At 67.6% G+C, this 25,206-nt stretch carries 22 protein-coding genes, 1 tRNA gene and 3 pseudogenes; 14 read left to right on the top strand and 12 right to left on the bottom strand.

The window, feature by feature from the left end; genetic code table 11:
• The first annotated feature begins 6 nt into the window (after positions 1-6).
• The 4 genes and pseudogenes from OL239_RS20060 (at position 7) to OL239_RS06370 (ending at position 2,575) form a co-directional block, all read left to right on the top strand.
• Positions 7-872: pseudogene (locus OL239_RS20060) on the top strand (FAD:protein FMN transferase).
• Entirely contained in the window at positions 869-1,729 is an 861-nt protein-coding gene (locus OL239_RS19425) for a hypothetical protein (RefSeq protein WP_329609369.1), read from the top strand. Before OL239_RS20060 ends, OL239_RS19425 begins: the two are co-directional and overlap by 4 nt.
• A 20-nt stretch (positions 1,730-1,749) precedes the next feature.
• Complete coding sequence (locus OL239_RS19420) at positions 1,750-2,403, top strand: FAD-dependent oxidoreductase (RefSeq protein WP_329609368.1); 654 nt, start codon at positions 1,750-1,752, stop codon at positions 2,401-2,403.
• 99 nt (positions 2,404-2,502) lie between these two features.
• Positions 2,503-2,575: transfer RNA gene (locus tag OL239_RS06370), tRNA-Arg, on the top strand.
• Between the two features lie 67 nt (positions 2,576-2,642).
• Here the strand turns inward: OL239_RS06370 and OL239_RS06365 are convergent.
• The 3 genes and pseudogenes from OL239_RS06365 to OL239_RS06355 all read right to left on the bottom strand — a co-directional run bounded on the left by OL239_RS06365 (position 2,643) and on the right by OL239_RS06355 (position 5,079).
• Positions 2,643-3,839, bottom strand: coding sequence for an ABC transporter permease (locus OL239_RS06365; RefSeq protein WP_268911173.1), 1,197 nt, complete (start codon positions 3,837-3,839; stop codon positions 2,643-2,645).
• A pseudogene (locus tag OL239_RS06360) lies at positions 3,836-4,523 on the bottom strand (ABC transporter ATP-binding protein). The gene OL239_RS06365 and the pseudogene OL239_RS06360 overlap by 4 nt, the downstream one beginning before the upstream one ends.
• Positions 4,524-4,554: 31 nt before the next feature.
• Positions 4,555-5,079 carry a hypothetical protein gene (locus OL239_RS06355; protein WP_268911172.1) on the bottom strand — a complete coding sequence of 175 codons (525 nt, stop codon included), beginning with the start codon at positions 5,077-5,079 and terminating at the stop codon, positions 4,555-4,557.
• 927 nt (positions 5,080-6,006) lie between these two features.
• Here OL239_RS06355 and OL239_RS06350 point away from each other — a divergent pair.
• From OL239_RS06350 to OL239_RS06320, 7 genes are read left to right on the top strand one after another with little or no spacing between them, the layout of a single operon-like run.
• Positions 6,007-6,606: a TetR/AcrR family transcriptional regulator gene (locus OL239_RS06350; RefSeq protein WP_268911171.1), complete on the top strand. Its 600-nt coding sequence runs from the start codon at positions 6,007-6,009 to the stop codon at positions 6,604-6,606.
• Positions 6,603-7,577, top strand: coding sequence for an NADPH:quinone oxidoreductase family protein (locus OL239_RS06345; protein WP_268911170.1), 975 nt, complete (start codon positions 6,603-6,605; stop codon positions 7,575-7,577). Before OL239_RS06350 ends, OL239_RS06345 begins: the two co-directional genes overlap by 4 nt.
• Positions 7,578-7,633: 56 nt before the next feature.
• The gene (locus OL239_RS06340) at positions 7,634-8,425 is read left to right on the top strand and encodes an ABC transporter ATP-binding protein (protein WP_268911169.1); all 792 of its coding nucleotides are present in this window, start codon (positions 7,634-7,636) and stop codon (positions 8,423-8,425) included.
• Positions 8,422-9,138 (top strand): ABC transporter ATP-binding protein, encoded by a 717-nt coding sequence (locus OL239_RS06335; RefSeq protein ID WP_268911168.1) that lies wholly within the window; start codon positions 8,422-8,424, stop codon positions 9,136-9,138. The genes OL239_RS06340 and OL239_RS06335 overlap by 4 nt, the downstream gene beginning before the upstream one ends.
• Positions 9,138-10,016 (top strand): branched-chain amino acid ABC transporter permease, encoded by an 879-nt coding sequence (locus tag OL239_RS06330; RefSeq protein ID WP_268911167.1) that lies wholly within the window; start codon positions 9,138-9,140, stop codon positions 10,014-10,016. Before OL239_RS06335 ends, OL239_RS06330 begins: the two co-directional genes overlap by 1 nt.
• Positions 10,013-11,152 (top strand): branched-chain amino acid ABC transporter permease, encoded by a 1,140-nt coding sequence (locus tag OL239_RS06325; protein WP_268911166.1) that lies wholly within the window; start codon positions 10,013-10,015, stop codon positions 11,150-11,152. The genes OL239_RS06330 and OL239_RS06325 overlap by 4 nt, the downstream gene beginning before the upstream one ends.
• Positions 11,149-12,423, top strand: a complete 1,275-nt coding sequence (locus OL239_RS06320) for an ABC transporter substrate-binding protein (RefSeq protein ID WP_268911165.1) — start codon at positions 11,149-11,151, stop codon at positions 12,421-12,423. Before OL239_RS06325 ends, OL239_RS06320 begins: the two co-directional genes overlap by 4 nt.
• A gap of 85 nt (positions 12,424-12,508) precedes the next feature.
• Here the strand turns inward: OL239_RS06320 and OL239_RS06315 are convergent, their stop codons facing one another.
• From OL239_RS06315 to OL239_RS06305, 3 genes are all read right to left on the bottom strand, one after another.
• Positions 12,509-12,961 (bottom strand): MaoC family dehydratase, encoded by a 453-nt coding sequence (locus OL239_RS06315; RefSeq protein WP_268911164.1) that lies wholly within the window; start codon positions 12,959-12,961, stop codon positions 12,509-12,511.
• A 2-nt stretch (positions 12,962-12,963) separates the two neighbouring features.
• Positions 12,964-13,737, bottom strand: coding sequence for an SDR family oxidoreductase (locus tag OL239_RS06310; RefSeq protein ID WP_268911163.1), 774 nt, complete (start codon positions 13,735-13,737; stop codon positions 12,964-12,966).
• Positions 13,738-13,869: 132 nt separating this feature from the next.
• Positions 13,870-14,526, bottom strand: coding sequence for a DinB family protein (locus OL239_RS06305; RefSeq protein ID WP_268911162.1), 657 nt, complete (start codon positions 14,524-14,526; stop codon positions 13,870-13,872).
• 168 nt (positions 14,527-14,694) lie between these two features.
• On the opposite strand from OL239_RS06305, the gene OL239_RS06300 reads away from it, so the two are divergent.
• Together OL239_RS06300 and hrpA are read left to right on the top strand one after the other, a co-directional pair.
• Positions 14,695-15,693: a helix-turn-helix transcriptional regulator gene (locus tag OL239_RS06300; protein ID WP_268911683.1), complete on the top strand. Its 999-nt coding sequence runs from the start codon at positions 14,695-14,697 to the stop codon at positions 15,691-15,693.
• Between the two features lie 13 nt (positions 15,694-15,706).
• Positions 15,707-19,619, top strand: a pseudogene (gene hrpA, locus OL239_RS06295) (ATP-dependent RNA helicase HrpA).
• Between the two features lie 36 nt (positions 19,620-19,655).
• On the opposite strand, the gene OL239_RS06290 reads toward hrpA, so the two are convergent.
• The 3 genes from OL239_RS06290 to OL239_RS06280 all read right to left on the bottom strand — a co-directional run bounded on the left by OL239_RS06290 (position 19,656) and on the right by OL239_RS06280 (position 21,748).
• Positions 19,656-20,084, bottom strand: coding sequence for an HIT family protein (locus OL239_RS06290; RefSeq protein WP_268911161.1), 429 nt, complete (start codon positions 20,082-20,084; stop codon positions 19,656-19,658).
• A gap of 120 nt (positions 20,085-20,204) precedes the next feature.
• Positions 20,205-21,077, bottom strand: a complete 873-nt coding sequence (locus OL239_RS06285) for a sulfurtransferase (protein ID WP_268911160.1) — start codon at positions 21,075-21,077, stop codon at positions 20,205-20,207.
• The gene (locus tag OL239_RS06280) at positions 21,074-21,748 is read right to left on the bottom strand and encodes an MBL fold metallo-hydrolase (protein ID WP_268911159.1); all 675 of its coding nucleotides are present in this window, start codon (positions 21,746-21,748) and stop codon (positions 21,074-21,076) included. The genes OL239_RS06285 and OL239_RS06280 overlap by 4 nt, the downstream gene beginning before the upstream one ends.
• 184 nt (positions 21,749-21,932) lie before the next feature.
• On the opposite strand from OL239_RS06280, the gene OL239_RS06275 reads away from it, so the two are divergent.
• Positions 21,933-22,358 (top strand): Fur family transcriptional regulator, encoded by a 426-nt coding sequence (locus tag OL239_RS06275; RefSeq protein ID WP_268911158.1) that lies wholly within the window; start codon positions 21,933-21,935, stop codon positions 22,356-22,358.
• Positions 22,359-22,387: 29 nt separating this feature from the next.
• On the opposite strand, the gene OL239_RS06270 is transcribed toward OL239_RS06275, so the two are convergent.
• From OL239_RS06270 to OL239_RS06260, 3 genes are read right to left on the bottom strand one after another with little or no spacing between them, the layout of a single operon-like run.
• Positions 22,388-23,263 carry a metal ABC transporter permease gene (locus OL239_RS06270; RefSeq protein ID WP_268911157.1) on the bottom strand — a complete coding sequence of 292 codons (876 nt, stop codon included), beginning with the start codon at positions 23,261-23,263 and terminating at the stop codon, positions 22,388-22,390.
• On the bottom strand, positions 23,250-24,050 hold the full coding sequence (locus OL239_RS06265) for a metal ABC transporter ATP-binding protein (RefSeq protein WP_268911682.1): 801 nt from the start codon (positions 24,048-24,050) through the stop codon (positions 23,250-23,252). Before OL239_RS06265 ends, OL239_RS06270 begins: the two co-directional genes overlap by 14 nt.
• A gap of 11 nt (positions 24,051-24,061) precedes the next feature.
• Positions 24,062-25,060 (bottom strand): metal ABC transporter solute-binding protein, Zn/Mn family, encoded by a 999-nt coding sequence (locus OL239_RS06260; protein WP_268911156.1) that lies wholly within the window; start codon positions 25,058-25,060, stop codon positions 24,062-24,064.
• Between the last annotated feature and the right edge of the window lie 146 nt (positions 25,061-25,206).

Raw genomic sequence — 25,206 nt, 5'->3', positions numbered from 1 at the left:
GCCGCCATGCCGGACCTGGAATTCGATGCCATCGGCACTGCGTGGACCATCACCACAGCTGTTCCGCTCACGGCACCGCTCCGGGCCGCCGTGGCGGACCTGGTGGCGGACTATGACCGCATCTATTCGCGGTTCCGTTCCGATTCCGTCATCGCCACACTGACCCGGTCGCCCGGAACCGTGGAACTGCCGTCCTCGGCCGCGCCCCTGCTCACGCTGTTCGACCGCCTGCACCGCCTTTCCGGCGGGACGGTCAATCCGCTGGTGGGATCCTCCCTGGAAAAGCTGGGCTACGACGCCGCATATTCCTTTGCCGGTTCCGGTCCGGCGCCCGCCCCCGACTGGGCGGCCGCCGTTTCCTGGCGGACCGCCGGGGAAAGCGTGCAGCTGAGCACCACGGTGCCGGTCACCCTGGACATCGGCGCCGCCGGAAGGGCCAGCTCGTGGACCTGGTCTTTGGGCTGCTGCAGTCCGCAGGGCACCGGAACCTCACCGTCGACGCCGGTTCCGACCTGCGGCACGCGGGCGGCACCGGGCTGCGGGTGGGCCTGGAGCATCCCTACGATACGGCCCGCGCCATTGGCATCGTGTCCCTGCGGGACCGCGCCCTGTGTGCTTCGGCCGGGAACCGGAGGGCCTGGGGCGAGGGGCTGCACCACATTCTTGATGCTGCCACCGGAAAACCTGTGAGCAAGGTCGCCGCCACCTGGGCGCTGGCCGCCGATGCCATGACCGCCGACGGACTGGCCACTGCTTTATTCTTTACCGATCCTGCCCGGCTCGCCGAGGAGTTCGCCTTTGACTATGTGCGGATGTTCTCGGACGGCCGGGCGACCTTCTCAGATGCCATGGCTGGAGTTCTGTTTTCATGAGCCTTTCCCTGCCCGCGCCGGTTGCCGGCCGGCTCGATGCCTTCACCGGCCGCTGGACGATGTACCGGCTGACGGTGTTCCTGCTGCTGGCCGTGACGGCCTGGTCCTTTTTGCTCTCCTTCGCCGGAGCGCTGGCCTACACCCCGGCCGAGCTGGCCGCGACCGCGGCCACCGCCGTCGTCTCCGCCCTGGTGGCCAGCCGCGTCATGGGGCTGCTTTTCCGTACCCGGCCGCAGACGGATTCCTCGCTGATTACCGGGCTGCTGCTCTACTTCCTGCTGTGGCCCAGCACCGAGGGCTCGTCCCTGCTGACCGTGGCGCTGGCTGCCGGTGCCGCAACAGCGTCAAAGTACGTCCTGGTCTGGCGCGGCCGGCACATCTTTAATCCCGCAGCCCTGGGAGCAGCCGTACTGGCCCTGACCGGCCTCGGGGCCGCCGTGTGGTGGGTGGCGGCACCGCTGATGCTGGTGGCAGTGCTCCCGGCGGCGGCCATCATCCTGTACCGGAACCGGCTGCTGCCGATGGCCGGGGTCTTCCTGCTGGCGGCCGGCGTCATTATCACCGTTCGGATGGTCCTGGCCGGTGAACCCCTTCCGGCCGCGCTGGGCACCTTCTTCGCTTCCTATCCGGTGCTGTTCTTCGCCGGCTTCATGCTGTCCGAGCCGCTGACCCTGCCCCCGCGGAACTGGCAGCGGCTGCTGGAGGCCGCCGTCGTCGGCGTTCTGTTCGCAGTCCCGCTGAATGCCGGGCCGGTGTTCATGTCGCCCGAGCTGGCCCTGCTGGCCGGCAATTTGCTGGCCTTCGCCCTGGCTCCGCGCAGCGGATCCGGCTGCGGCTGCGCGAGAACCGGGCGCTGACACCCACGGCGCGCGAGCTGGTGTTCGAGCCGGCGCGCCCGCTGCGCTTCCGGCCGGGCCAGTACCTGGAACTGAGCCTGCCGCACGCCACCGCCGACGCGCGCGGAACGCGGCGGATCTTCAGCCTCACCACGGCCCCGGGAGACTCCGGCACCGTGGCCGTGGGCCTGCGCGCGGCTGAACCAACCAGTTCCTTCAAGACCGCCCTGCTGAAACTGAAGCCCGGCGCCGTGGTGTCCGCGACGTCCGTGGCCGGCGACTTCCTGCTCCCCCGCAACCGCTCCGTTCCGCTGCTCCTCATCGCATCCGGAGTCGGCATCACTCCGTTCATGAGCCAGCTGCGCGCGCTCGCCGCGGGCAGCGGCGGCACCGTGACCCGCGACGTCGTGCTCATCTACGCCGCCGCGTCCGTGGATGAGCTCGCCTACGCCGCGGAGCTGCACGGCCTGGGCATCCGCGTCCTGGTCTGCACCCCCGACGATCCGCAGATCAGCGGCTGGACACACCTGGGCCCCGGCCTGCCGGATGCTGACGCCCTGGCCGCAGCAGTGCCGGACGCCGCGCAGCGTGCCGCCTATGTGTCCGGATCGCCGGCCGCGGTGGCCGCGGCACGGACGGCGGTCCGCGGTGCCGGCGGACGCTCCGTGCGGACTGACGCTTTCCTGGGCTACTGAGGTTTTGCGGGGCCGGTTCCCGGGGACGTTTTCACACCGCGCGCCGGACCTGCTAAGCTTCTTGAGTCCCACAGGACCTGCCGGTTTACCGGTGTCCTTGCCCTCGTAGCTCAGGGGATAGAGCGGTTGCCTCCGGAGCAACAGGCCGTAGGTTCGAATCCTATCGAGGGCACTTTGAGACAGAGAAGAACCCCGCACCGGGTGCGGGGTTCTTCTGCGTTCAACAGCGGATTACCGCCTCAATAGCGGATCGCATCGATAACCTTCACCCGCACCGCCACCAGCGCCGGGATCAGCCCGGCCAGCGCCCCCACCGCCGTGGCGGCGGCCAGGCCGATCAGCGCGGCCTCGACGGGAAACGGCGGCAGCTCGCTAACCCCGCCGGCCACGGCACGCTGGATGACCGGAAGTTTGACGACGGCGACGGCGGCCATGACCCCCAGCACCCCGGCGGCGAAAGTCGCCACCACCGATTCCAGCATCACACCGAAGAAGATGCGCCCCGACGTCGCTCCGAAGCTGCGGCGGATGCCGATTTCCCGCACCCGGTATTTGACCGTGACCATGGAAATGTTCAGCAGCCCCACCGCACCGAGCAGCATCACCAGCGCCGCTATGCCGCCCACCGCCCACTGCAGTCCGCCGAACGGATCGCCCCAGGCGGCGTAGTCGGTGCGGTGGGCATCAATCTGCATGCCGGGAAACTGTGCCTGCAAATCGGCGGTAACGGCAGCCTGCAGCGGGTCGCTGAGTTCCTCCGGAACCCACAGTTCCAAGTACGAATTTGCCGCCGCCCCCAGCCCCAGCCGGTCGTACGACTCGGACAGCATCATCGCCTGGGGGTACTCCCCTTCGTACTGTGCCCTGCTCACCCCCACCACCACGGCGTTGACCGTCCGTTCACCGGAAATAGGCAGCACCGGGTCCAGGGCCAGGCTGGGGTTTCCCATCCGGTCATACAGCGCTTCATTGACGACGACGGCGGGAGCCAGGCGGCCGGCGTCCGCCTCGGAAAACCAGGCGCCCTCCACCATGGGCACCCGGCGCATGACCTTGTAGTCCGGATCGACCACTACGGTGTTCACCTGCGCGACGCCGTCGGGAAGCTGGAAAGGAACGTTCGACTGCGAGGTCAGGGACGAATACGTGACGGAGTACCGTTCGGCCACGCCCCGGTAGGCGGCGGCCGCGGCGGCCGGATCCGGGACGCTTCCGTCGTTGCTGTACATCATGACGGACAGCGTTGCCGGCCGGCCGGACTGCACCTCGCTGCCCTGGGCAATGGATTCGCGGACCATGTTGCCCAGCCCCACCACGGAGGTCAGGGCGGCCACTGACAGGGCCACTCCGATCAGGGCCAGCAGCACCCGGGTCTTGTGGATGCGCAGCTCGGCCCAGGCCTCCACCAGGGAGCCGGCGATCCCGGAGAGGCTCATGCCGCCACCGCCGCTCCGGGCACGAGCCGGCCGTCCTGCAGCAGGAAGTGCTCCTGTGCCAGGGCCGCCACTTGGGGGTCGTGCGTGATGGTGACCAGTGCGGCGCCGGACTCCGCGGCGACCTCGGCCAGGAGAGCCATCACGTGCCGGCCGGTGGCGATGTCCAGGGCACCGGTCGGCTCGTCCGCCAGGATGAGCCGCGGCGAGCGGACCAGGGCACGTGCAATCGCCACACGCTGCTGTTCCCCGCCGGAGAGTTTTGGGGCCGGTCCCGCAGCCGGCTGCCCAGCCCCACCCGCTCCAGCATCCGGGCAGCGAGCCGCTCGCGCTGCCAGAACTGTTTTCCGCGCGCATAGAGCAGCGGGGTCATGACGTTCTCCAGGGCCGTGCGCTCCGCCAGCAGGTTGAACTGCTGGAAGATGAAACCGACAGCGGCGCCCGGGCCCCGGCGCGGCGTTTCTCGTTCATCCGTTCCACCGGGGATCCGTCAAAGGTCATGGTTCCCGAGGTGGGCACATCCAGCAGTCCCAGGATGTTCAACAGCGTCGACTTGCCCGAACCGGACCGGCCCACGATGGAAAGGTGGTCTCCGGGGTACACGGTGAGGTCCACTCCGGACAGGATGTGCAGGGTGTCCCGGTCCGGCAGGCTGACTGCCCGGGTGACCTGCGAGAGCACCGCCAGCGGCTGCTGCCGGGCAGCCGGGTCCGGGAACTCATCCGCCCATCACCCCGGGCATGCCGGCCATCTGTTCGTCCACCGAGGGGGCACCGGGAACAAACTGCAGGACCATTTCGCCTTCGGCCAGTCCGGCGGTAATCTCCACGGTCTGCCCGTCGTTCAGCCCCAGCGACACTTCGCGCTCCACTGCCGCTCCCGCGCCGCCGTCAAGTCCCGGGCCCGCCGCGGCCCCGTCACCGGCACCGCCACCGCCACCGGCACCGCCGCCAGCCGGCCCGTCCGTACCGGCGGCTTCCGGTGCTGCCGCCCCGCCGGGCATGACCCAGACAATGCCGGTCTGCACCGCACCGCGCACCGCCGTCGTGGGCACCGTGACGACGCCCTCGGCCTGCCCCGCCGTGATGTCGATTGCCGCGCCGAGGCCGGCGAAGACCGGGACATCCGCGGGAATGCTGCAGCTGACGCTGCCGGCCGCCGGAGCTTCCGGCGCCGGCTGTCCGGGCCCGGCCTGCTGCGCCTGGGGGCTGATTCCCGTGTCCGCGGCCGGGGTCCGGCCCATGGTGACATCACTGCACGGGAAAGGAGCGGGACCTCCGTTGACGGTGACCACCGCGGTGTTCGCCCGGCCCAGGATGCGGAACTGCTGGTCCGCGGTGAGGGTTCCCGAAACGGAAAAAGTGCCGGATCCAGGGACGCGACGTCGGCACCGACCGAGACCTGCTGTTTGGGAAGCACCGACAGCTGCGCCACGGTGCCGTCGGCCGTGGCGAGCACGTTCGTGTAGGCATATACCGGAACCCGGGGGCCGCGGGCGGCTGTTCCGGGGAACCGCCGTCACCTGAGGATTCCTCCGGCGCCGCCGGAGCTTCCGGTTCCACGGGAGTCTTCACCTGGAACAGGGGTGCACCCGCGATAACTTGGTCGCCGGCCTGCACATAGATGAAGTCCACGGTTCCGTCACTGGTGCTCTTGACCATGACCGCCGGATCACCCACCACCGAACCCTGAACCTGCACGAGGTTGGTTACCGTACCCAGCACAGCTGGAACGAGTGGAGTGGACAGCTGCGCGGCCGCCTGTTCGCCCCCGGCGGCGTCTGCTTTCATGCCGTCGATGAACGCGAGTTTGAAGAGAGCCGAAGCAATCACGGCGAAAATTGCCAGCCACAGCACTGGAAAGACATATCGGCGCACGGCCATTGGTTCCCCCGTCAAAGAAATCTTCCCCGGGGCAGCCTTCGGCACCGATTGCCACGGACGCTACCAGCCCGCTCCGCCGGAAAGGCGCCGTGACACGGCGGCGCGGCCGCGAGACCGCGGCTGGCGCCGAACTCCCGGAAGCCGCGGGAAATCTTTCGCCGAAACCCTTGCGGATAACGGGTGCCCCGGCGGTATGGTGATCCACATACCAACCGGTCGGTTCTCGCCGTGGCCTCTGGCCCGGCGGCCCGACCGGTACAAGCCACACGAGAAACACGGAACACCGCATGAAGACGATGAACATCAAGGAAGAACTGGCCCGCGTTTCCGTGGAGCTCTTTTCCAGCCAAGGTTACGCCCGGACCAGCGTGCAGCAGATCGTCGATGCCGCCGGTGTCACCAAGGGTGCCCTGTACCACTACTTCAATTCAAAGGACGACCTGCTGTTCGACATATATGACCGGATCCTCACCCTGCAGCACCGCAACCTTGACGAGATCACTGCCCGCGGCCTTCCGGTGGAGGAGACAGTCCGCCTGGTCTGCGAGGACGTCATTGTCACCTCGATCGACTGGATCCGCGAGGGCACCGTGTTCTTCCGGTCCCAGCACATGCTCAGCCCCGACCGGATGGAAGCCGTCAAGGTTCGGCGGCGCCGGTACAACGAGGTCTTCGGCGCCCTGATCAACCGCGGCCGTGCAGAGGGCTGCTTCCGCAGCGACATCCCCACGGCCGTCCTTGTCGCCAATTTTTTTGCCAACCCGCACTACCTGTCGTACTGGTACCAGCCCTCCGGGCCGTTGACCAAACAACAGGTCGCCACCCAGCTGACCGATCTGTACCTCGCCGGGCTGCGGCCCGCTCCACCCGAAGGACCAGCCACATGAAAGCATGGACCGTTGTCACAAACGCTGAGCCGCGCGATGCCCTGCGCCTGACCGATCAACCTTCCCCCGCCGCGGCACCGGGGTCGCTGGTGTTGAAGACCCTTGCCGTGGCGCTGAATTTCCCGGATGTGCTGTTGTGCCGCGGCGAGTACCAGGAAAAACCGGAGCTGCCCTTCGTTCCCGGCATCGAGCTGTGCGGCATCGTCACCGGAATTGGCGACGGCGTCACCGGCTTCCGGTTGGGCGAGCGCGTCATTGCCACACATCTGGGCGTTATGGCGGAGGAGGTGCAGGTTCCTGGCGCCACCGCTTTTCCCGCACCGGATTCCCTTTCCGACGCCGAAGCCGCAGCCCTGTGCATCGGCTACCAGACCGGCTACTTCGGGCTGCACCGGCGGGCCGGGATTGCCCCCGGCGAGACGCTGCTGGTCCATGCCGCCGCCGGCGGGGTCGGCACGGCGGCCGCTCAGCTGGGCAAGGCCGCCGGCGCGACAGTGATCGGCGTTGTCGGCAATGAAGCCAAACGCCGGGTGGCCGCGGAGGCAGGCGCCGACATCGTCATTAACCGCGCCACCGAGGACTTCGTCGAGGCGGTCAACACAGCCACCGGCGGACGCGGCGCCGATGTCATTTACGATCCGGTCGGCGGCAGCACCTTTGACCGCTCCACGCGCTGTATTGCCTTTGAGGGCCGGATCGTGGTGGTTGGTTTTGCCGGCGGAACCCTGCAGACCGCACGCATGAACCATGCCCTGGTCAAGAACTACTCCCTGCTGGGTCTGCACTGGGCCCTCTATGCCAGGAAAAAGCCCGGGCTGGTGACGGAGGCGCACGAGCAGCTCACCCTCCTCGCGGACAAGGGGCTGATCCGTCCCCTGGTTACCGAAACGGTCCCCTTCGCTTCCGCACCCGACGCCGTCCAGCGCCTCGGCGACGGACGAACCGCAGGCCGGGTGGTGCTCACCCTTTAGCTGCTGAGGCTGCATCCCGCACACAAGTTCACCATTACCGAGACAACGGAGTCCCAATGGCAGTGCAACATACCGACCAGTCGGTTCCACCCCGGCTGCGATTTTCCGACATCAGCGTGCGTTTCGGCGGCCTTACCGCCCTGGACGGTGTGTCCTTCGCCGTTCCCGCCGGCGCCGTCGTGGGCATCATTGGGCCCAACGGGGCCGGCAAAACGACGCTCTTCAACGTCGTGTGCGGCTTCAATGCTCCGGCAGCGGGCTCCCTGGAACTGGACGGGGACACTTTCCGGCCCCGGCCCCATCACCTCACCCGCCGCGGCGTTGCCCGCACGATGCAGGGGCTGGGCCTGTTCTCCGGGCTCACCGTACTGGAGAACGTCATGCTCGGTCTGGAAGGCTCCGCCCGCCACGGCGCGCTGCAGGACGCGCTGGCCCTGCCCCGCTCCCGCCGCGGGGAGGCCCGGCTGCGGGAGCGGTCGCTCCAGGCCCTGGACGAACTGGGCATCGCATCCCACGCCGCCTCGCTGCCGGACACGCTGCCCTACGGGGTCCGCAAGAAAACTGCACTGGCACGGGCCCTGGCGGGATCGCCCCGCCTGCTGCTGCTGGATGAACCGGCCGGCGGACTGACCCACGAGGACATCGACGAATTGGCGGGAATTATCCGTGCCATTCCCGCCACCGGCTGCTCGGTGGTACTCGTGGAACACCATGTGGACCTGGTCATGAGCGTCTGCGGGCGCATCGCGGTGCTGGACTTCGGCAAGCTCATCGCAGAGGGGACCCCGGCGGAAATCGGCGCCAATCCCGCGGTGACCGACGCCTATCTGGGGGTGGAGCCGGTATGAGCGGTTTACTGGTCCTGGACTCGGTGAGCGCGGGCTACGGCCCCGTCCCGGTCCTGCACGGCGTCAGCATCACCGTGGCCGCCGGCAGCATTACCGCCGTTGTCGGAGCGAACGGGGCGGGCAAAACCACGCTCCTGCGCACCGTGACCGGCCAGCTGCGGACCACCGGCGGCAGCATCCGCTTCGACGGGACGGACCTGGCCGGCACCAGGGTCGAAGATATGGTGCGGCGGGGAATCGCCCTGGTGCCCGAAGGCCGCGGAGTCATCACCGAACTCACGGTGGATGAGAACCTGCGGCTGGGCGGGCTTTGGCGGCGGGACCGGGCGGCCGCGGCCACGCTGCTCGTCCGCATGTATGAGCTCTTCGAGCCTCTCGCCCGCCGGCGCCGGGCCGCCGGGCATCAGCTGTCGGGCGGCGAGCGCCAAATGCTGGCCCTGGGCCGGGCGCTGATGGCCGGGCCCCGGCTGCTCCTCCTGGATGAGCCCTCCCTGGGCCTTGCCCCGCGCATCACCGCCCAGATCCTGGGACTGCTGCGCGGCCTGCGCGACGACACGGGCCTGACGGTCCTGCTCATCGAGCAGAACGTCCGCAGTGCCCTTGCCGTGGCCGACGACGGCGTCGTACTCAGCCTGGGCAGCGTCGTCGCCGCCCGCCCCGCCGCCGACCTGGCGGCGGATACCGATCTTCGCCACACCTACTTGGGGTTCTGATGGACAGATTTCTTTTCCTCACCGTTGACGGCCTGGCCCGCGGCGCCGTCCTGGCAGCTTTTGCCCTGTCGCTGGTCATCATCTGGCGTGCGGCCCGCATCGTGAACTTTGCCCAGGGCGCCATGGCCGTGGCCACCACCTACATCGCCTTCACCGTAACCAGCGCCACCGGCAGCTACTGGTTGGGGCTGGCGTCCGCCGTCGCCGCGGGCCTGGTCCTTGGGACGCTGGTTGAACGGACCGTGATGCGCTTCGTCGGCAACACGTCGCCGCTGAACTCCGTGATTGCCGGGCTGGGCCTGCTGCTGGTTCTCCAGGCGGTCCTGGGCATGATCTTCGGCAACGGCTACCGGGCCATGGAGATCCCGTTCAGCTCATCCCCGATCTCCATTGGAGGCATCAGTGCTGTCTCCCCCTACGACCTGTTCATCTTTGTGTGCATCGCCGTCATCGTTGCCGGTTTGGGGCTGCTCTTCACCAAGACGCCGCTGGGGCTGCGGCTGCGCGCTGCCGCCTTCGCCCCGGACCTGGCACAGCTGCTCGGAGTGCGGACCTCCCGAATGCTGACCCTGGGCTGGGCCCTGTCATCCGCCGTCGGCGCCCTGGCCGCCCTGCTGATCATTCCCACCGAGCTTGGCCTCAATCCGCACGCCTTGGACACGGTATTTGTCTATGCCTTCACGGTGGCGGTGGTGGGCGGCCTGGATTCCGCCGGCGGTGCCGTTGCCGGCGGCCTGGCGGTGGGCGTGGTGCTCAGCTGGGTCAGCGGCTACCTCGGGGCCACCCTGGCCCCCATTGCGGTGCTGGTCCTCCTCCTGGCGGTGCTGCTCCTGCGGCCCGCGGGACTGTTCGCCATGACGAAGGAGCGTACGGTATGACCCCGTCGAAATCCCTGCCGGCAGCCGCCGGTGCTGCGGCTGCCCTTATCGGCCTGACCTTTGTACTCGAGCCGTTCGTGTCCTACCAGCTGGCAACCGTGTGTGCCTATCTGTGCGCCATTGCCGGGCTCACCGTGCTGACCGGCAGCGGCGGACAACTTTCGCTCGGGCAGGCCGCGCTGATGGCCGGCGGCGCGTACAGCTATGCCCTCTGCGCCAATGCCATGGCCGAAGCCGGCATCGAAGGGCCGGTCCTGCTGCTGGCCCCGCTGGCTGCGGCCGTCCTCGGAGCGGCTGCGATGGGGCTTGTCATCGGCTGTGCGGCGGGACGGCTGCACGGCCCCTATCTGGCCGGCTTCACGCTGGCGCTGGTCGTTGCCATTCCGGCGGTGACCAGCACTTTCTCCGAAATGCTCGGCGGCGACCAGGGGCTGTGGATCACGGTGGAGAAGCGCCCGGATGCCCTGCGTGGGACGGTCAGCAACGAGCAGTGGCAGTCCTGGCTGGCCATCCTCTGCGCCGTGGCCGTCATGGCGGTGCTGCACAACCTGCTGCGCGGCCGCTTCGGCCGCCAGCTGCGGGCCGTACGCGACAACAGCGCCGCCGCAGCTCTGGCCGGGGTGAACGTCGCCCGCACCAAGATCGTGTCCTTCACCGTCAGTGCCGCCGCGGCCGGACTGGGCGGCGGTCTGCTCGCCTACGTCACGCAAAGTGCCAGCCCCGGGGCATATTCGCTGGTGCTGTCCCTCTACCTGCTGATGGCTGCCGTGATCGGCGGCATCGGTTCCCTCACCGGCGCCGTATGGGGTGCCCTGATCATGGTGTTCCTGCCCCACTCGATCAATTCCTTTACTGCCGATCTGCCGGTTTCCCCGGACCTGGCCCAGCGGCTGGACGGAAACCTGGCCATTGCGGTGTTCGGCACCGTCCTGGTGCTGGTGATCCTGCTCGCGCCCCGCGGCATCCAAGGCCTGATTACTGCTGCCGTACGCCGGTTCCGAAACAGCGGAACCGAGCCGCTTCCCGAAACCACCGCCGGTACCGCCGGTTCTACCGGCTCCGCCGGTCCTGCCGGTCCGGTGCCCGGCACTGCGTCCCTGCCAACGAAACTATCCACCACGAAAGGCCAGCCATGACCAGAACCAAGTACCCGGTCCTCGCCGCCGCCACGGCGGCTGCCCTCTTCCTGGGAGCCTGCGGTTCCTCCGGGGACGGTGAATCCGCCGCTGCCGAAGATGTTCCAGGGGTCACCGACACCACTGTCTCGGTGGGAACCCACCAGCCGCTGACAGGGCCGGCAGCCTCCGGCTATGCCTCCATCTCGCCGGCCACCAAGGCCTACTTCGACTACGTCAATGCCAACGGCGGCGTGCACGGCCGAACCATTGAGTACACCGTCAAGGACGACGGCTACAACCCCGCTAATACGCAGAGCGTGGTGCGCGAACTGGTGCTCCAGGACGAAGTGTTTGCGGTTATGGGTGGGCTGGGCACCCCGCCGCACAGCTCGGTGCTGGATTTTTTGAATGACAACGAGGTTCCGGACCTCTTTGTCGCGTCCGGCAGTCCCACCTGGAACCAGCCGGAGGAGTACCCGTACACGTACGGCTTCATGCAGGACTACGACACCGAGTCCAAGGTCCTGGCCACCTACGTGCAGGAGGAATTCCCGGACGCAACATACTGCCTCTTCGGCCAGGACGACGATTTCGGCGCGGACTTCAAGACCGGGCTGGAAGCCGCACTGGGAAGTGACGGGCTGGCGAGTTCGCAGGTGTACTCCACGGCCAACACGGACGTTGCGGCCCAGATCAGCGCCCTGCAGGCCGCCGGCTGCGAGGTGAACTTCCTGGCCTCGATCAACGGCTTCAGCGCCCAGGCCATCGGCACGGCTGCCCAGCTCGGCTACTTCCCGAAGTGGGCGGCCTCCTCGGCCGGCGGTGACTACAACACCCTGGCAAGTTATCTCGGCGAAAACACCGACAAGCTCCTGGAGGGCTTTATCAGTGCCAACTACCTTCCCGCCTATTCGGATGCCGAGGACGAATGGACGGTGAAGTTCCGGGAGATCAACGACGAGTACAACCCGGGGGCGGAGTTCGACGGCAATACGATCTTCGGAATGTCCCTCGGGTATCTCTTTGTCGAGGCACTGCAGGAAGCCGGCGAGAACCCGACGAGGGAGTCCCTGCTGGAAGCCCTGGAGTCAGGCGAAATCAAGGGCAACGGGCACGTTCCCCTGGGCTTCAGCGCTGACAGCCATGCCGGCTACACGGGAGGAATGATTACGCTCGTCTCCGGGGGCGTGCAGGCCTACACCGGAACCCCGTATGCGGTCGACGGCGACTCGGTCAGCCCCTATACCGAAGAACGCCCCGCCATGCCGGAAAACGGTATTCCGCAGTAGGGCACCGATCACGTGCGAAGGGGAAGGGCCCGCCGGCTGGGCCCTTCCCCTTCATTTGGTGTCTTTTCAGGTGCCCGCTTCCTGCTCAGGCCAGCACGTAGAGGGTGATCCACTCGGCGACCGCCGCCGGCTTGTCCGCCCCCTCCAGCTCAATCGTGATGCCGGTGACGACCCGGATGCCCTGCCCCGTGGTTTCCGCCTTTGCCAGCCTGGACACGGCGCGCACCCGGCTGTTCACCGGCACCGGATGGGGGAACCGCACACGGTCCAGTCCGTAATTAATGCCCATCACCGCACCGTCCAGGCTAATCCGCCCCGCTGTCAGCGCCGGCAGCAGCGAAAGCACGAGAAATCCGTGGGCGATGGTGCTGCCGAAGGGGCCGGCCGCTGCGCGCTCCGGGTCGGTGTGGATCCACTGATGGTCATCGGTGGCACCGGAGAACCGGTTGATGCGGTCCTGGTCAATGGTGATCCATTCGCTGGTTTCCGCCTGTCCGACGGCCGCCTCCAGCTCCTGCACTGAGCGAAAATGTGCCATTCCTAGCCTTTCGGTCCGCCGGCGGCGTAGAGCACCTGTCCGGAGACAAAGGATGCTTCCTCCCGGATGAAGAAGGATGCAGCCGCCGCGATGTCCGCCGGCGTCCCGGCGCGGCCCACCGGAATCTCCGCCGCTGTGTGCCTGACGAAGTCTTCGAACGGCACACCGATCCGTTCCGCCGTCGCGCGCGTCATATCGGTTTCAATAAATCCCGGCGCGACGGCGTTGACCGTCACGTTATAGCGTCCCAGCTCAATGGCCAGGGTTTTGGTAAATCCCTGCAGCCCCGCCTTCGCCGCGGCGTAGTTGGCCTGGCCCCGGTTGCCCAGCGCGGAGGTGCTGGAGAGGTTGACGATGCGCCCCCATTTTTCCCGCACCTGGTGGACCTGCACGGCACGGCTCATCAGGAATGCGCCGCGCAGGTGCACTCCCAGGACTGCGTCCCAGTCGGTTTCCGTCATTTTGAACAGCAGGTTGTCGCGCAGGATGCCGGCATTGTTGACCAGGATGGTGGGGGCTCCGAGCTCACCGGCGATGCGGGACACGGCAGCATCCACCGCGGCGGCATCGGAGACATCGGCGCCCACCCCCACTGCTGTGCCGCCGGAAGTGTTGATCGCTTCGACCGTGCCCGCGGTGTCTTCTTCATGGAGGTCCAGGACGGCCACGCGGTGGCCGTCCGCCGCCAGCCGGACGGCCACGGCGGCGCCGATGCCCCGTGCCGCCCCGGTCACGACGGCGGTGCGCTGTGCGGATGGTGCCGGAACCTCGGTCATGTCTCTCCTTGGATATGAGCTGAACTTGGATATGAGCTGAACCACATTCTCCGCTGAGCGTACCGACCGGACGGTACGTATGCAATGGGCGGCGGAGCCGCGTCAGCGCTGGGCGGCCCCCTGGGGAATGACTCAGGCAGCGGCACGGTGGGCATAGAGGTCCCGCAGCAGTGCCACCTCGGCAAGGTGATGGATCATCTCGCGGTGGATGTGCAGGACCAATTCCGCCATCGGCGCCTGTGCCCATCCTCCCTCCGCCTCCCCCACGGGAGCAGCGAGCGCCGCTTCGTCCAGCGCCGCCACCGAACGGATCCAAGATCCGTAGTACCGGTCGAGCAGTTCCAGGGCATCGGCGGCAGTGCCCGGATAGTCAAAGTCCTCGTAGCTGACTGCCGGACCGCCGAAATGGGCCGCATTGCGTGTGCCCAGCACACCCACCAGAAGGTGGCCCAGCCGCCAGGCAATGGTGGTCACCGGTGCCGGCACAGGTTCCGGATACTCAAAGTCGATCGTGAAGCTCCCCGATCCGCCCTGCATCCCCGCCGTCCCGGTGCCCCGCGGCCGCACGTTCCAGGCGTCCGGGACCGGTTCCCAGAAGTACTCGTCATCCGTCAGTCCGTTGAGCCGCGGACGTGCCTGGTTCTCCCAGTGCCACTGCAGCTGGTCCGTCAGCAGCCGGGTGATGTTCAGGGCACCACCCCGGCCGCCGCCTGTTCCGCCGGACGGCCCGTCGTCGTACGTCCTTCCGCCCGCGTTCGGTGCATCAGTCATTTCCTGCTCCGGTTCCATGAACGTCTTCTTCCTTGTCCCGAGATTCTTGTCCTGCGATTCCTGTCCTGCGATTCTTGTCCTACGATTCGATGCTCCCCGCGGCTGCAGTTCCCGAACCTCTGCTCCACCCACCCTAGGAGCGTCTCAGGACAGCTTTTGTCCGCATTTAGGAGTACGTTGATCTCCATGTTGGAAACCTCAGCGCGCCTGCTGCACCTGCTGTCACTGCTGCAGATGCGCCGCGAGTGGACCGGGGCGGCACTGGCGGACCGCATGACCGTCACGGAGCGCACGGTGCGGCGGGACATCAGCAAGCTGCGCAGCCTCGGCTATCCGATTTCCGCATCACCGGGCCTTGCCGGCGGCTACCAGCTCGGATCCGGCGCGCAGCTTCCGCCCCTGCTGCTGGACGACGACGAAGCGCTCGCCGTCGCCCTCGGACTGGCCGCCGTCGCCACCGGTCCCGTTGCGGGCATCGGAGAGGCGTCGGTGCGCGCCCTGGCCAAGCTCGAACAGGTGCTGCCCGGCCGCCTGCGGCCCAAGTTCTCCGCCCTGCGCCAATCGGTCAGTGTCCTGGCCGGCAATGCCGCAACCGTGGATCCGCAGACCCTGACCGCCCTTTCCAGTGCGATTGCCGAGCAGCGGGTGGTGTCCTTCCGGTACACCCCCGCCGGCGCCGCGCCCGGCCGGCGGCTCGTGGAACCGTACAAGCTCGTCAGCACCGGCCGCCGCTGGTACCTGGCGGCCTGGGACCTGGAACGCCGGGACTGGCGGACCTTCCGCATGGACCGCTGCCAAAGTATTCCATCCAGCCGCGGGCGCTATTTTCCCCGCCCCCTTCCGGCAAAGGACATGGCAGCGTACGTCCAGGACTCCATTACGCGCTTTCCGTACCGGTACGACGTCGTGCTGCGGTTGGCGGCGCCGCTGGCCGAGCTGGTGGACCGGATCCCGCCCGAAGCGGCCGAGCTCCAGGACGACGGGCCGGGGTTTACGATCCTGCGGGGCGGCTGGGATTCTTTGGACCTGCCGCTGATGCATCTGGCCGGTTTGGGACTCGAATTCGAGATCCTGGCACCGGCGGAGATGCGCGAGCGTGCCCGCTCGGCGGCGGCGCTGCTCCAGCGGGCCGCGGAGGCCCAGCCCTCGGCTGAAATCGGGAAAGCCGTGGATTCCAGCGATTAGACTGGGAGCAATCATGGCACTGACTATTTCCTACCCCGCGCTTTTGCCCGTTTCGGAGCGCCGCGAAGACATCATGGCGGCCATTGCCGCCAACCAGGTGACGATCATCGCCGGCGAAACCGGCTCCGGCAAGACCACCCAGATCCCCAAGATGTGCCTGGAACTCGGGCTCGCGGAGACCGGGCTGATCGGCCACACCCAGCCGCGCCGGCTTGCGGCCAGGACGGTGGCCGAGCGCATTGCCGAGGAGCTCGACGTCGAACTCGGCGCCGAAGTGGGTTACCAGGTGCGCTTTACGGGCGCAACCAGCCGCAGCACCAAGGTCAAGCTAATGACCGACGGCATCCTGCTGGCCGAGATCCAGCACGACCGCAAGCTGAAGAAATACAGCACCATCATCATTGATGAAGCGCACGAGCGCAGCCTGAACATCGATTTCATCCTGGGGTACCTCCGGCGGCTCCTGCCGGAGCGGCCGGACCTGAAGGTCATCATTACCTCGGCCACCATCGACCCGGAGCGCTTCGCCGAGCATTTTGCCGCCGACGGCAAACCGGCCCCCATTATCGAGGTTTCCGGGCGCACGTTCCCGGTGGAAATCCGTTACCGTCCGCTGAACCAGCCGGCCGGCGGCGGATCCGGCGACGATGAGACCGACGATGAGCTGGAGGAAGACCGCGACCCGGTGGACGCCGTCTGTGACGCCGTCGAAGAGCTCTCCCGTGAAGCCCCCGGGGACATCCTGATCTTCTTCTCCGGCGAGCGCGAAATCCGTGACGCCGCCGATGCCCTGCGTTCCTCGGTGCAGCGCGTGCCCCGCCTCGCCAACACCGAGATCCTGCCGCTTTACGCCCGGCTCTCCCTCGCGGACCAGCACAAGGTCTTTAATCCCGGCAAGCACCGGCGCATCATCCTGGCCACCAACGTGGCCGAGACGTCGCTGACCGTCCCGGGCATCAAGTATGTGATAGATACCGGCACCGCGCGTATTTCCCGGTACTCGCACCGCACCAAGGTCCAGCGGCTGCCCATCGAACGCATCTCCCAGGCCTCAGCCAACCAGCGTTCGGGCCGCTGCGGCCGTGTTTCGGACGGCATTGCCATCCGCCTGTATTCGCAGGAGGACTTTGAGTCCCGCCCGGAGTTCACGGACCCCGAAATCCTGCGCACCAACCTTGCCGCGGTCATCCTGCAGATGGCCGCCATGGGCGTGGCCAAGGGGCCCAAGGACGTGGCGGACTTCCCGTTTGTCCAGCCGCCGGATTCCAAGGCCATCAACGACGGCGCCACTCTGCTCAAGGAGCTCGGCGCCCTGCAGCCGGCCGGCGGCATCACCCCGGTGGGCCGCAAGCTTTCCCAGCTGCCGGTTGACCCGCGGCTGGGCCGGATGATCGTGGAAGCCGGGGCCCGCGGCTGCGCGAAGGAAGTCATGGTGCTCACCGCTGCCCTGACTATCCAGGACCCGCGCGAGCGCCCCTCGAAGGATGATGCGGCACGCGCCCAGAAGGCCGCGGAACTGCACAAGCGCTTCGTGGACGAGAACTCGGACTTCACTGGCTATCTGAACCTGTGGCGTTATGTGCAGGAGAAGCAAAAGGAACTCTCGTCGTCGGCCTTCCGCAGGCTGTGCAAAAACGAGTTCCTGAACTATCTGCGCATCCGTGAGTGGCAGGACCTGTTTACCCAGCTGCGCCAGATCGCCAAGCCGCTGGGCATCACGCTTGCCCCGGCCCGGTGGACCCGGTGGCGCATGACAAAGAGATCCACATGAGCCTCCTCACCGGCCTGCTCAGCCACATCGGCCTGTATGACCAGCGCAAGCGGGAGTACGCCGGCGCCCGGGGCACCCGGTTTGCGGTCTTCCCGGGATCCGCTCTGTTCAAGAAGACACCGGATTGGGTGATGGCCGCCGAACTGGTGGAAACGTCCCGGCTGTGGGCGCGCGTGGCCGCGAAATTCGATCCGCTGTGGGTGGAGGACGTGGCACCGCACCTGATCAAGCGCAGTTACAGCGAACCGCACTGGTCCAAGAGCCGCGGGTCGGTGATGGCGTATGAAAAGGTCACGCTCTACGGAGTGCCGGTCATCCCCCAGCGCAGCATCAACTACGGCAGGGTGGACCCGGAGCTCTCCCGGGAAATGTTCATCCGGCATGCCCTGGTGGAGGGCGACTGGCGCACCCACCACAAGTTCTTCCACCGCAACCAGGCGCTGCTGGCCGAGGTCGAGGAGCTGGAGAACCGGGTTCGCCGCCGCGGCCTGCGGGTGGACGACGAGACGCTCTTCGAGTTCTATGACGAGCGCGTGGGCAGGGACGTGGTGTCGGAACGGCACTTCGACAAGTGGTGGAAGAGTGCACGTCACGAGAATCCGACGCTGCTGGACTTCGACCCCGAGGCCCTGCGCACCGACGATGCCTCCGGGCTGGATGAAGACGACTTCCCGAAGAGTTTCCGCTACGGCGACTTTGACCTGCCGCTCACCTACGAGTTCTCGCCCGGCGTGGCCGGAGCCGGCGACGGCGTCAGCGTCGAGGTTCCCGTGCTGTTCCTGAACCAGCTGGACCCGGAGCCGTTCCGGTGGCAGATCCCGGGCCTGCGCGCCGAGCTGATCACCGCGCTGATCAAGTCGCTGCCCAAGGCCGTCCGCAAGAATTTCATTCCCGCGCCGGACGTGGCCCGCGCCGCTGCGGCAGCGCTGGCGGCGGACTTCGACCCGGCGGAGGATGCCCTGGAACCGTCGCTGGAACTGGCCCTGCGCCGGCTCAAGGGGCACATCATCCCGCCCGGATCCTGGAACTGGGAGGCCGTGCCCGAACACCTGCGGATGAGCTTTACCGTGGTGGACGGATCCGGCAAGGTCCTGGACGAAGGCAAGGACCTCGCCGCGCTGCAGGAGTCGCTGGCTCCGGCCACCCGCCGTGCCATCGCCGACTCGCTCGGGGCCACGCCCAAGACCGTGACGCCCAAGGCCGGGCGGAAGGGCAAGGGCTCCCCGGAAATGCCGCCAAGGCCGGCGTGGATACCGCGCTGCCAACCGGGTCCGGGCCGTCACTCGCGGAACAGACCGGTCTGACCGAGTGGACCGTGGGCACCATCGACAAGCAGGTGCAGCGGCTGGTGGCCGGGCACACGGTCACCGGTTACCCCGCGCTGGTGGACGAAGGCACGACGGCGGGACTGCGGATGTTCCAAAATGCCGGCGAGCAGGCGGCCGCCATGCGCGCCGGCGTCATCCGGCTGCTGGTGCTCCGGGTGCCCAGCCCGGCCAAATACGTCCTGGAACACCTGAGCAATGCCGAAAAGCTCACCTTCAGCCAGAACCCGCACGGCTCGGTGGCGGCCCTGATTGACGACTGCACCCTGGCCGCGGTGGACAAGCTGACGCCGGAACGGCTGCCCTGGACGCGGGCCGAATTCGACGAGCTGTACGAGAAAGTCCGGGCCGAACTGATCGACACCGTCTTCACCGTGACCGCCACAGTGGAGAAAATCCTTTCCAGCACCCGCCGGATCACCAAGGCTCTCAAGGGAACCCAGTCCCTGGCCCTCATCAGCGCCCTCAATGACATCCGTGCCCAACTGGACTCGCTGGTGTACCCCGGGTTCGTGGCCCGCACCGGCTATGCGCAGCTGACCCACCTGCCGCGGTACCTGGCCGGTATCGAGCGGCGGCTGGAAAAGCTGCCCACCAATGTCCAGCGCGACGCCCAGCAGATGGCCGTGGTCCAGGCGCTGGAGGACGACTACGACGACGCCGTTGCGGCGCTGCTGCCCGGCGCCGGGACGCCCCCCGCGCTGACCGAAGTGCGCTGGATGATCGAGGAGCTGCGCATCAGCTTCTTCGCACAGGAACTGGGGACCGTGCGCTCCGTGTCGGAGAAGCGCATCCGCACCGCCCTGAACGCCGCGCTCGCCCCGGCGTAGTGCGGCCCCGGCGTAGCGCGGCCGGGGCAGCCCGCTTTACGCCTCGGGGACGACGGCGCCGTGCCCGGCGGCCCGCAGCGCATCCCGGAGCTTCCCGGCGTTGGCGTCCATGCGCTCGGGGTCCGGGTCGGTTTCCGCGCGGCTAAAGTCAAAGTCCGCCAGGGAGTTCACGGGCCAGACATGAAGGTGCAGATGGTCCACCTCGAATCCGGCAATGCTGAGCCCGGCACGTTCGGAACCGAAGGCTTCCACCTGGGCCCGGCCAATCGCCTGGGCCACGGCCGTCAGTTTCTGCAGCAGGTCCGCCGGCGCGTCGGTCCACTTGTCGACCTCCTGCCGCGGGACCACCAACGTGTGGCCGTCAGTGAGCGGGCCGATGCTGAGGAACGCGGCCACGTCCTCGTCCTTCCACACGAAGCGGCCGGGAATCTCGCCGTTGATGATCCTGGTGAAGAGGGTGGGCATTGTTGCTCCTTCAAAAGACTGGTCGGGGGCTGCGGCGTGGCCGGGTGCCGGCGCCTCAGCGCCGGGCACCACCAAGTGCAGCGGCGGGGGTACGGGACGGCCTCTCATCATGGTTAGACGCTATCGCCTTTGTCCGGTCCCCGGCCATTCGCCGGGCTTCTGTCCCACCGCGACCGGGGACCCCTTGGTTGCCGACCATTGCGACCAGGACCCCGGATACAGGGCCGCCCGGTAACCCGCCAGTTCCAGCGCCGCCACCTCATGGGCTGCGGTGACTCCGGAACCGCAGTAAACCGCCACCGGTGCGTTGCGCCGCACGCCGAGCGCTTCGAAGGAGGCACGCAGGTCTTCCGGTGCGCGGAACGTTCCGTCTTCCGTCAGGTTCGACGCGGACGGTGCATTAACAGCCCCCGGAATGTGCCCGGCCAGCGGATCCACGGGTTCCCGGTCACCGCGGTACCGTTCCTTGGCCCGCGCGTCGAGCAGTTTTCCGCCGGCCACCACGGCGGGAACATCCCACATCTGGACGACCGGCATTTTTCCCCACGACAGCTCCACGTCGCCGGGCGGGGGCTCCACCGACCCTCCTTCCAGTGCCAGTCCCGCCCGGTGCCATGCCACGATGCCGCCGTCGAGCAGGTACACCGAATCCAGCCCGGCGTGGCGCAGCAGCCACCAGGCCCGTGCTGCCGATGTGCCCCCGACAGCGTCATAGGCCACCACCGTGTCGCCGCGGGAAATCCCCCAGTTCCTGGCCGTCTGTGCAAAGTCCTGCGGATCGGGCAGCGGGTGCCGGCCCTCAGTTCCCTTGCCGGCCGGTGCGGCCAGATCCGTTTCGAGGTCCGCGTACACGGCACCGGGAATGTGCCCGCGCTGGTACTGCTTGTTCCCGTCGGTGCTGCCCAGCTCCCAGCGCACGTCGAGCAGGACTGCGCCCGTTCCGGATGCCAGCAGTTCCTGCAGGCCGGCAACGTCGATCAGGGGCCCGGTCATACCTGGACCGTATCGCCGGTGTCCAGGTGCCGGTACACGGTGCCGTACAGTTCGCCGAACCGCGTGACGTGCCCCTCCGAGATGCTCAGCCCGCGCTCGTTCAGCAGCGCATCGTGAATGGGGTAGGCGCGTTCGGCACCGCAGGCAATGACGAAGTCAATTACTTCGCCCACCTTGGACCACGGTGCGTGGATCGGCACCAGCAGGGTCTTCACGGTCAGTCCGCTGGGCACCACGAAGGAGTCTCCGGGGTGATACAGCGTGCCGTCGATCAGGTAGCCGAGATTGGCCACGAGCGGCACCAGCGGGTGGATCAGGGCGTGCTGGCCGCCGAAGGACTGCACGGTGAAGCCCGCGGCGGTGAAGGTGCTGTCCGGTTCCACCGCCCGGATCCGTCCGGCAGCTTCCGCGCCGCTGCCGTCGGCATTCACCTCGGCCTGCAGGTCCGCGGCCAGCCGCTCCGGCGCATACAGCACCATTGACGTGTCGGCGCGGAGCTGGGCCAGGACCCGGCTGCGGTCCACGTGGTCGGCGTGTTCGTGCGTGATCAGGACCGCCCCGGCTCCGCCGAGCGCTTCTTCAACTTCGGAAAACGACCCGGGATCCAGCACCAGGACGTTTCCCCCGCGCTCCAGGCGCACACAGGAATGGGTGTACTTGGTCAGTTTCATACGGTCACAGTACCCCGCGGCTCCCCCGGGCGGGCCAGTATCCCTGCGGCGGGCGCCGGGCACCCGGGGCCGTTCCCGCCCTGGTGCGATAATCTGGAAGCTGCGCCGGCCCCGGCCGGCTGTTCAGCCCGGGCGCTGCCCTTCCAGGCCCGCCGGAGAATGCATCACCGTTCAAGGAGTGCACATGTCAGCCGAGACGTCCCAGCCCGTGAAGCGGGGCCCGGAGCAGCGGGTCACGCGCCAGCGCCTGGCGGTTGGCCGGACCCTGGATGAGCTGGATGACTTCATCAGCACGCAGGAGCTCCACCGCCTGCTGCATGAGCGCGGCAACAGTATCTCCCTTGCCACGACGTACCGCATCCTGCAGTCCATGGCTGAAGACAACCAGGTGGATGTCCTGCGCAACGGCGAGGGCGAGGCCCTGTACCGCCGCTGCGCCGTCGAACACCATCACCACCACCTGGTGTGCCGCAGCTGCGGCAAGGCGGTGGAGGTCGAAGCTCCGGCCGTGGAGGCGTGGGCGGCCGGCCTCGGGGCGCAGTACGGCTTCACCGACGTTGCGCACACCGTGGAGATCTTCGGCCTGTGCCCGGAGTGCAGCCGTTCGTAGGATTCCGCCCGCTGCCCTGCCGCCCTCCGTTACGCGGCTGAGAGGGTTCCAGCCCGGACCCGTCCCCTGGTCCGGCTCCGCTTGATCAGCCGGCAGACCACGTAAATCAGGAACGAGATGGTGGTGATGTACGGGCTGATCGAAATCCGTCCGCCCAGTGCCAGGAGAATCCCGCCCACCGCAGAGGTCACGGCGAACACCACGCTGAGCAGCACCACGAGCCGCGGTGAGGACGTCACCAGCAGGGCGGCAGCCGAGGGCGTGATCAGCAGCGAGAGCACCAGCAGGGCGCCGACAATCTGGATGGACAGGGCCACCGACAGCCCCAGCAGAACCATGAACACAATGGACAGCACCCGCACGGGGACTCCCCGTGCCTCGGCCAGTTCGGGATCGGCGCTGGCGAAGGTGAGCGGCCGCCAGATCAGGACGAGCCCGGCCAGGACCACGACGGCGGTGCCGGCGAGCAGGTTCAGCTGCACAGTGTCGACGGCGACGATCTGCCCGGTGAGGAGCCCGAACTTATTGGCTGAACGGCCTTCGTAGAGACCCAGGAACAGGATGCCAAGGCCGAGCCCGAACGGCATAATGACGCCCGTGACCGAGTTCCGGTCCCGGGCCTTCAGGCCCATCACCGCCAGCAGGACGGCCGCGGCCACGGACCCAATGAGGGACCCAAACACCACGTTGGCTCCGATCAGCAGGGCAAAGGCAGCACCGGCAAAGGACAGCTCGGCTATCCCGTGCACGGCGAACGCCAGGTCGCGCATCAGGACGAAGGTACCGATCAGTCCGCCCACCAGCCCCAGAATCGCGGCGGCCCAAATCGAATTGGAAACCAGCGGAAGGAGCTGTCCGTAGTCGCTGAAATCAAAGACGGCGGAGAGGAAGTCAGGCCAGTCCATGATCGTCCCCGCTCTCGCCGTGTACGTGGGTGGTGGCGTCGGGGATGCCCAGGACAACGATGCGGCCGTGGCTGCGGAGCACTTCAACCCGGCTTCCGTACATCTCGGACAGCACGTCGGACCGGAGCACTTCCGACGGCGTGCCGGTGCGGAAGGTGCCGCCGGCCAGATAGAGCACACGGTCCACGTAATCGATGACGGGGTTAATCTCGTGGGTCACAAACACGACTGCGGAGCCTTCTTCGTGGCAGCGCCGGTCGATCAGGGCGCTGATGGCCTGCTGATGGTGCAAATCCAGGGAGAGCAGCGGTTCGTCGCACAGCAGCAGGTCGGGATCCGTGGCCAGCGCCTGGGCGGCGCGCAGGCGCTGCACCTCGCCGCCTGACAGCAGGCCCACCGGTTCATCGGCGTAGCGGACCGCTCCCACCTGTTCCAGCAGCTGGTCCACACGCCGGCGCACCGGCGCGCGGTTCAGGCGCAGCCCCCACTTGTTGCCGTCAACCCCGAGGCCAACGAGGTCTCGGGCCCGCAGCGGAGTTCCCGGGGCGAAGGCCTTTTGCTGCGGAATGTAGCCGATGTCAGGGCTGCCGCGCCGGGCGGGATGCCCGTTGATTTCCACGGTGCCGCGGGTAAGTTCCTGCAGGCCCAGCAGGACCTTGAGGAAGCTGGTCTTGCCGGAACCGTTCGGGCCCAGCACCGCCAGGAATTCGCCGGACCTAATATCCAGGTCCAGTCCGTCCCACAGGGTCCGCTGTCCGAAGGACAGGCCGGCATTGCGGAGCCGCACTACCTGTCCGGTCACCGCAGCACGTCATCGATGGCTGCCACGTTGGCGCCCATCCAGGTCAGGTAGTCCTGGCCTTCGGGAAGGGTCTCGGAGAAGTCCAGGACCGGCACGCCGGCGTCCTCCGCGGCGGCCCGCACGGTTTCGGTCTGCGCCGAGGCCGTCTGCGTGTTGAACGCCAGGAAAACGACGGACCGGGAGCTCAGCAGCTCCTGCATTTCGTTCAGTGCCGCCGGCGGAACGTCGGAACCTTCCTCGACTGCCGCGGTGAAGGCGGCGGGAGTGACGTTGTGCAGGCCTGCGGCTTCAAAGAGATATTCCGGAACGGGTTCCGTGACGGCGACGTCGCGTCCGGCGGCCGCCGCCTTGTCCTCGGCCAGGTCTGCCGTCAGGTCTTCGATGCCGCTGTTGAAGGATGCTGCGTTCGCCCGGAATTGGTCGGCATTCTCCGGGTCCAGTGTGGCCAGGCGTTCAGCTGCGGCCTCGGCCAGGAGGCCCATGGCTTCGGGGCTGTACCACACGTGTTCGTTGAAGGAGCCGTGGGAGTGGCCGTCATGGTCGTGGTCGTCCCCGCCGGCCTCTGCTGTGCCGTCCGCCGATGCGGAGGCGTCGCCGTGCTCACCGGATGCATCCTCCAGTCCGGAGATTTCGACGGCGTTGAGGACGTTTGCGCTCTCGATCCCGGCTTCCTCAACCAGCTGTTCCATGAAGGTGTCGTAGCCTCCGCCGTTGAGGACCACCAGGTCCGCATCGCTGACCGCAAGTTTGTCCCGCGCCGTCGCTTCATAGGAGTGGGGGTCCTGGCTTGGCCGGTCAATGATGGAGGTGACGGTGACGGTGTCCCCGCCGACGGTTTCCAGGATGTTGCCGTACACGTTGGTGGTGGCAACGACGCCCAGGGTCCCCGTTTCGGAGCCCTGCCCCGGGGACTCCGGGTCCGCTGTACAGCCGGTGAGGGCAAGGGCCCCGCCGGCCAGGAGTGCCCCGGCAAGGCGGACGGAGAAACGTGGCATAAGAATTGGTGTCCCTGTTCCGGCATGGAGCCGTTTGGTGGCGAGAGGTACGTCGGTAATGACGCTGATGACGCTGATGACGCTCCGCGGGGCGGAACTCCATCAGCATAACCTAAACGCGAATCGTTCGCATGTAAGTCGACTGG

This window comes from Arthrobacter sp. ATA002 (assembly GCF_026898095.1).
In the GTDB taxonomy this organism is placed as follows: domain Bacteria; phylum Actinomycetota; class Actinomycetes; order Actinomycetales; family Micrococcaceae; genus Arthrobacter_B.
The sequence above is the reverse complement of the archived record's forward strand: the minus strand, read 5'-3'. Positions and strand labels throughout refer to the sequence as shown.

What these genes read in the sequence shown, in the direction of transcription:
- OL239_RS19425 (WP_329609369.1), top strand. Translation starts at nt 869, where the DNA reads ATGAGCCTTTCCCTGCCCGCGCCGGTTGCCGGCCGGCTCGATGCCTTC.
- OL239_RS06365 (WP_268911173.1), bottom strand. Translation starts at nt 3,839, where the DNA reads ATGAGCCTCTCCGGGATCGCCGGCTCCCTGGTGGAGGCCTGGGCCGAG.
- OL239_RS06355 (WP_268911172.1), bottom strand. Translation starts at nt 5,079, where the DNA reads ATGGGCCGGACCCCGGCCGCGGACACGGGAATCAGCCCCCAGGCGCAG.
- OL239_RS06350 (WP_268911171.1), top strand. Translation starts at nt 6,007, where the DNA reads ATGAAGACGATGAACATCAAGGAAGAACTGGCCCGCGTTTCCGTGGAG.
- OL239_RS06345 (WP_268911170.1), top strand. Translation starts at nt 6,603, where the DNA reads ATGAAAGCATGGACCGTTGTCACAAACGCTGAGCCGCGCGATGCCCTG.
- OL239_RS06340 (WP_268911169.1), top strand. Translation starts at nt 7,634, where the DNA reads ATGGCAGTGCAACATACCGACCAGTCGGTTCCACCCCGGCTGCGATTT.
- OL239_RS06335 (WP_268911168.1), top strand. Translation starts at nt 8,422, where the DNA reads ATGAGCGGTTTACTGGTCCTGGACTCGGTGAGCGCGGGCTACGGCCCC.
- OL239_RS06330 (WP_268911167.1), top strand. Translation starts at nt 9,138, where the DNA reads ATGGACAGATTTCTTTTCCTCACCGTTGACGGCCTGGCCCGCGGCGCC.
- OL239_RS06325 (WP_268911166.1), top strand. Translation starts at nt 10,013, where the DNA reads ATGACCCCGTCGAAATCCCTGCCGGCAGCCGCCGGTGCTGCGGCTGCC.
- OL239_RS06320 (WP_268911165.1), top strand. Translation starts at nt 11,149, where the DNA reads ATGACCAGAACCAAGTACCCGGTCCTCGCCGCCGCCACGGCGGCTGCC.
- OL239_RS06315 (WP_268911164.1), bottom strand. Translation starts at nt 12,961, where the DNA reads ATGGCACATTTTCGCTCAGTGCAGGAGCTGGAGGCGGCCGTCGGACAG.
- OL239_RS06310 (WP_268911163.1), bottom strand. Translation starts at nt 13,737, where the DNA reads ATGACCGAGGTTCCGGCACCATCCGCACAGCGCACCGCCGTCGTGACC.
- OL239_RS06305 (WP_268911162.1), bottom strand. Translation starts at nt 14,526, where the DNA reads ATGGAACCGGAGCAGGAAATGACTGATGCACCGAACGCGGGCGGAAGG.
- OL239_RS06300 (WP_268911683.1), top strand. Translation starts at nt 14,695, where the DNA reads ATGTTGGAAACCTCAGCGCGCCTGCTGCACCTGCTGTCACTGCTGCAG.
- OL239_RS06290 (WP_268911161.1), bottom strand. Translation starts at nt 20,084, where the DNA reads ATGCCCACCCTCTTCACCAGGATCATCAACGGCGAGATTCCCGGCCGC.
- OL239_RS06285 (WP_268911160.1), bottom strand. Translation starts at nt 21,077, where the DNA reads ATGACCGGGCCCCTGATCGACGTTGCCGGCCTGCAGGAACTGCTGGCA.
- OL239_RS06280 (WP_268911159.1), bottom strand. Translation starts at nt 21,748, where the DNA reads ATGAAACTGACCAAGTACACCCATTCCTGTGTGCGCCTGGAGCGCGGG.
- OL239_RS06275 (WP_268911158.1), top strand. Translation starts at nt 21,933, where the DNA reads ATGTCAGCCGAGACGTCCCAGCCCGTGAAGCGGGGCCCGGAGCAGCGG.
- OL239_RS06270 (WP_268911157.1), bottom strand. Translation starts at nt 23,263, where the DNA reads ATGGACTGGCCTGACTTCCTCTCCGCCGTCTTTGATTTCAGCGACTAC.
- OL239_RS06260 (WP_268911156.1), bottom strand. Translation starts at nt 25,060, where the DNA reads ATGCCACGTTTCTCCGTCCGCCTTGCCGGGGCACTCCTGGCCGGCGGG.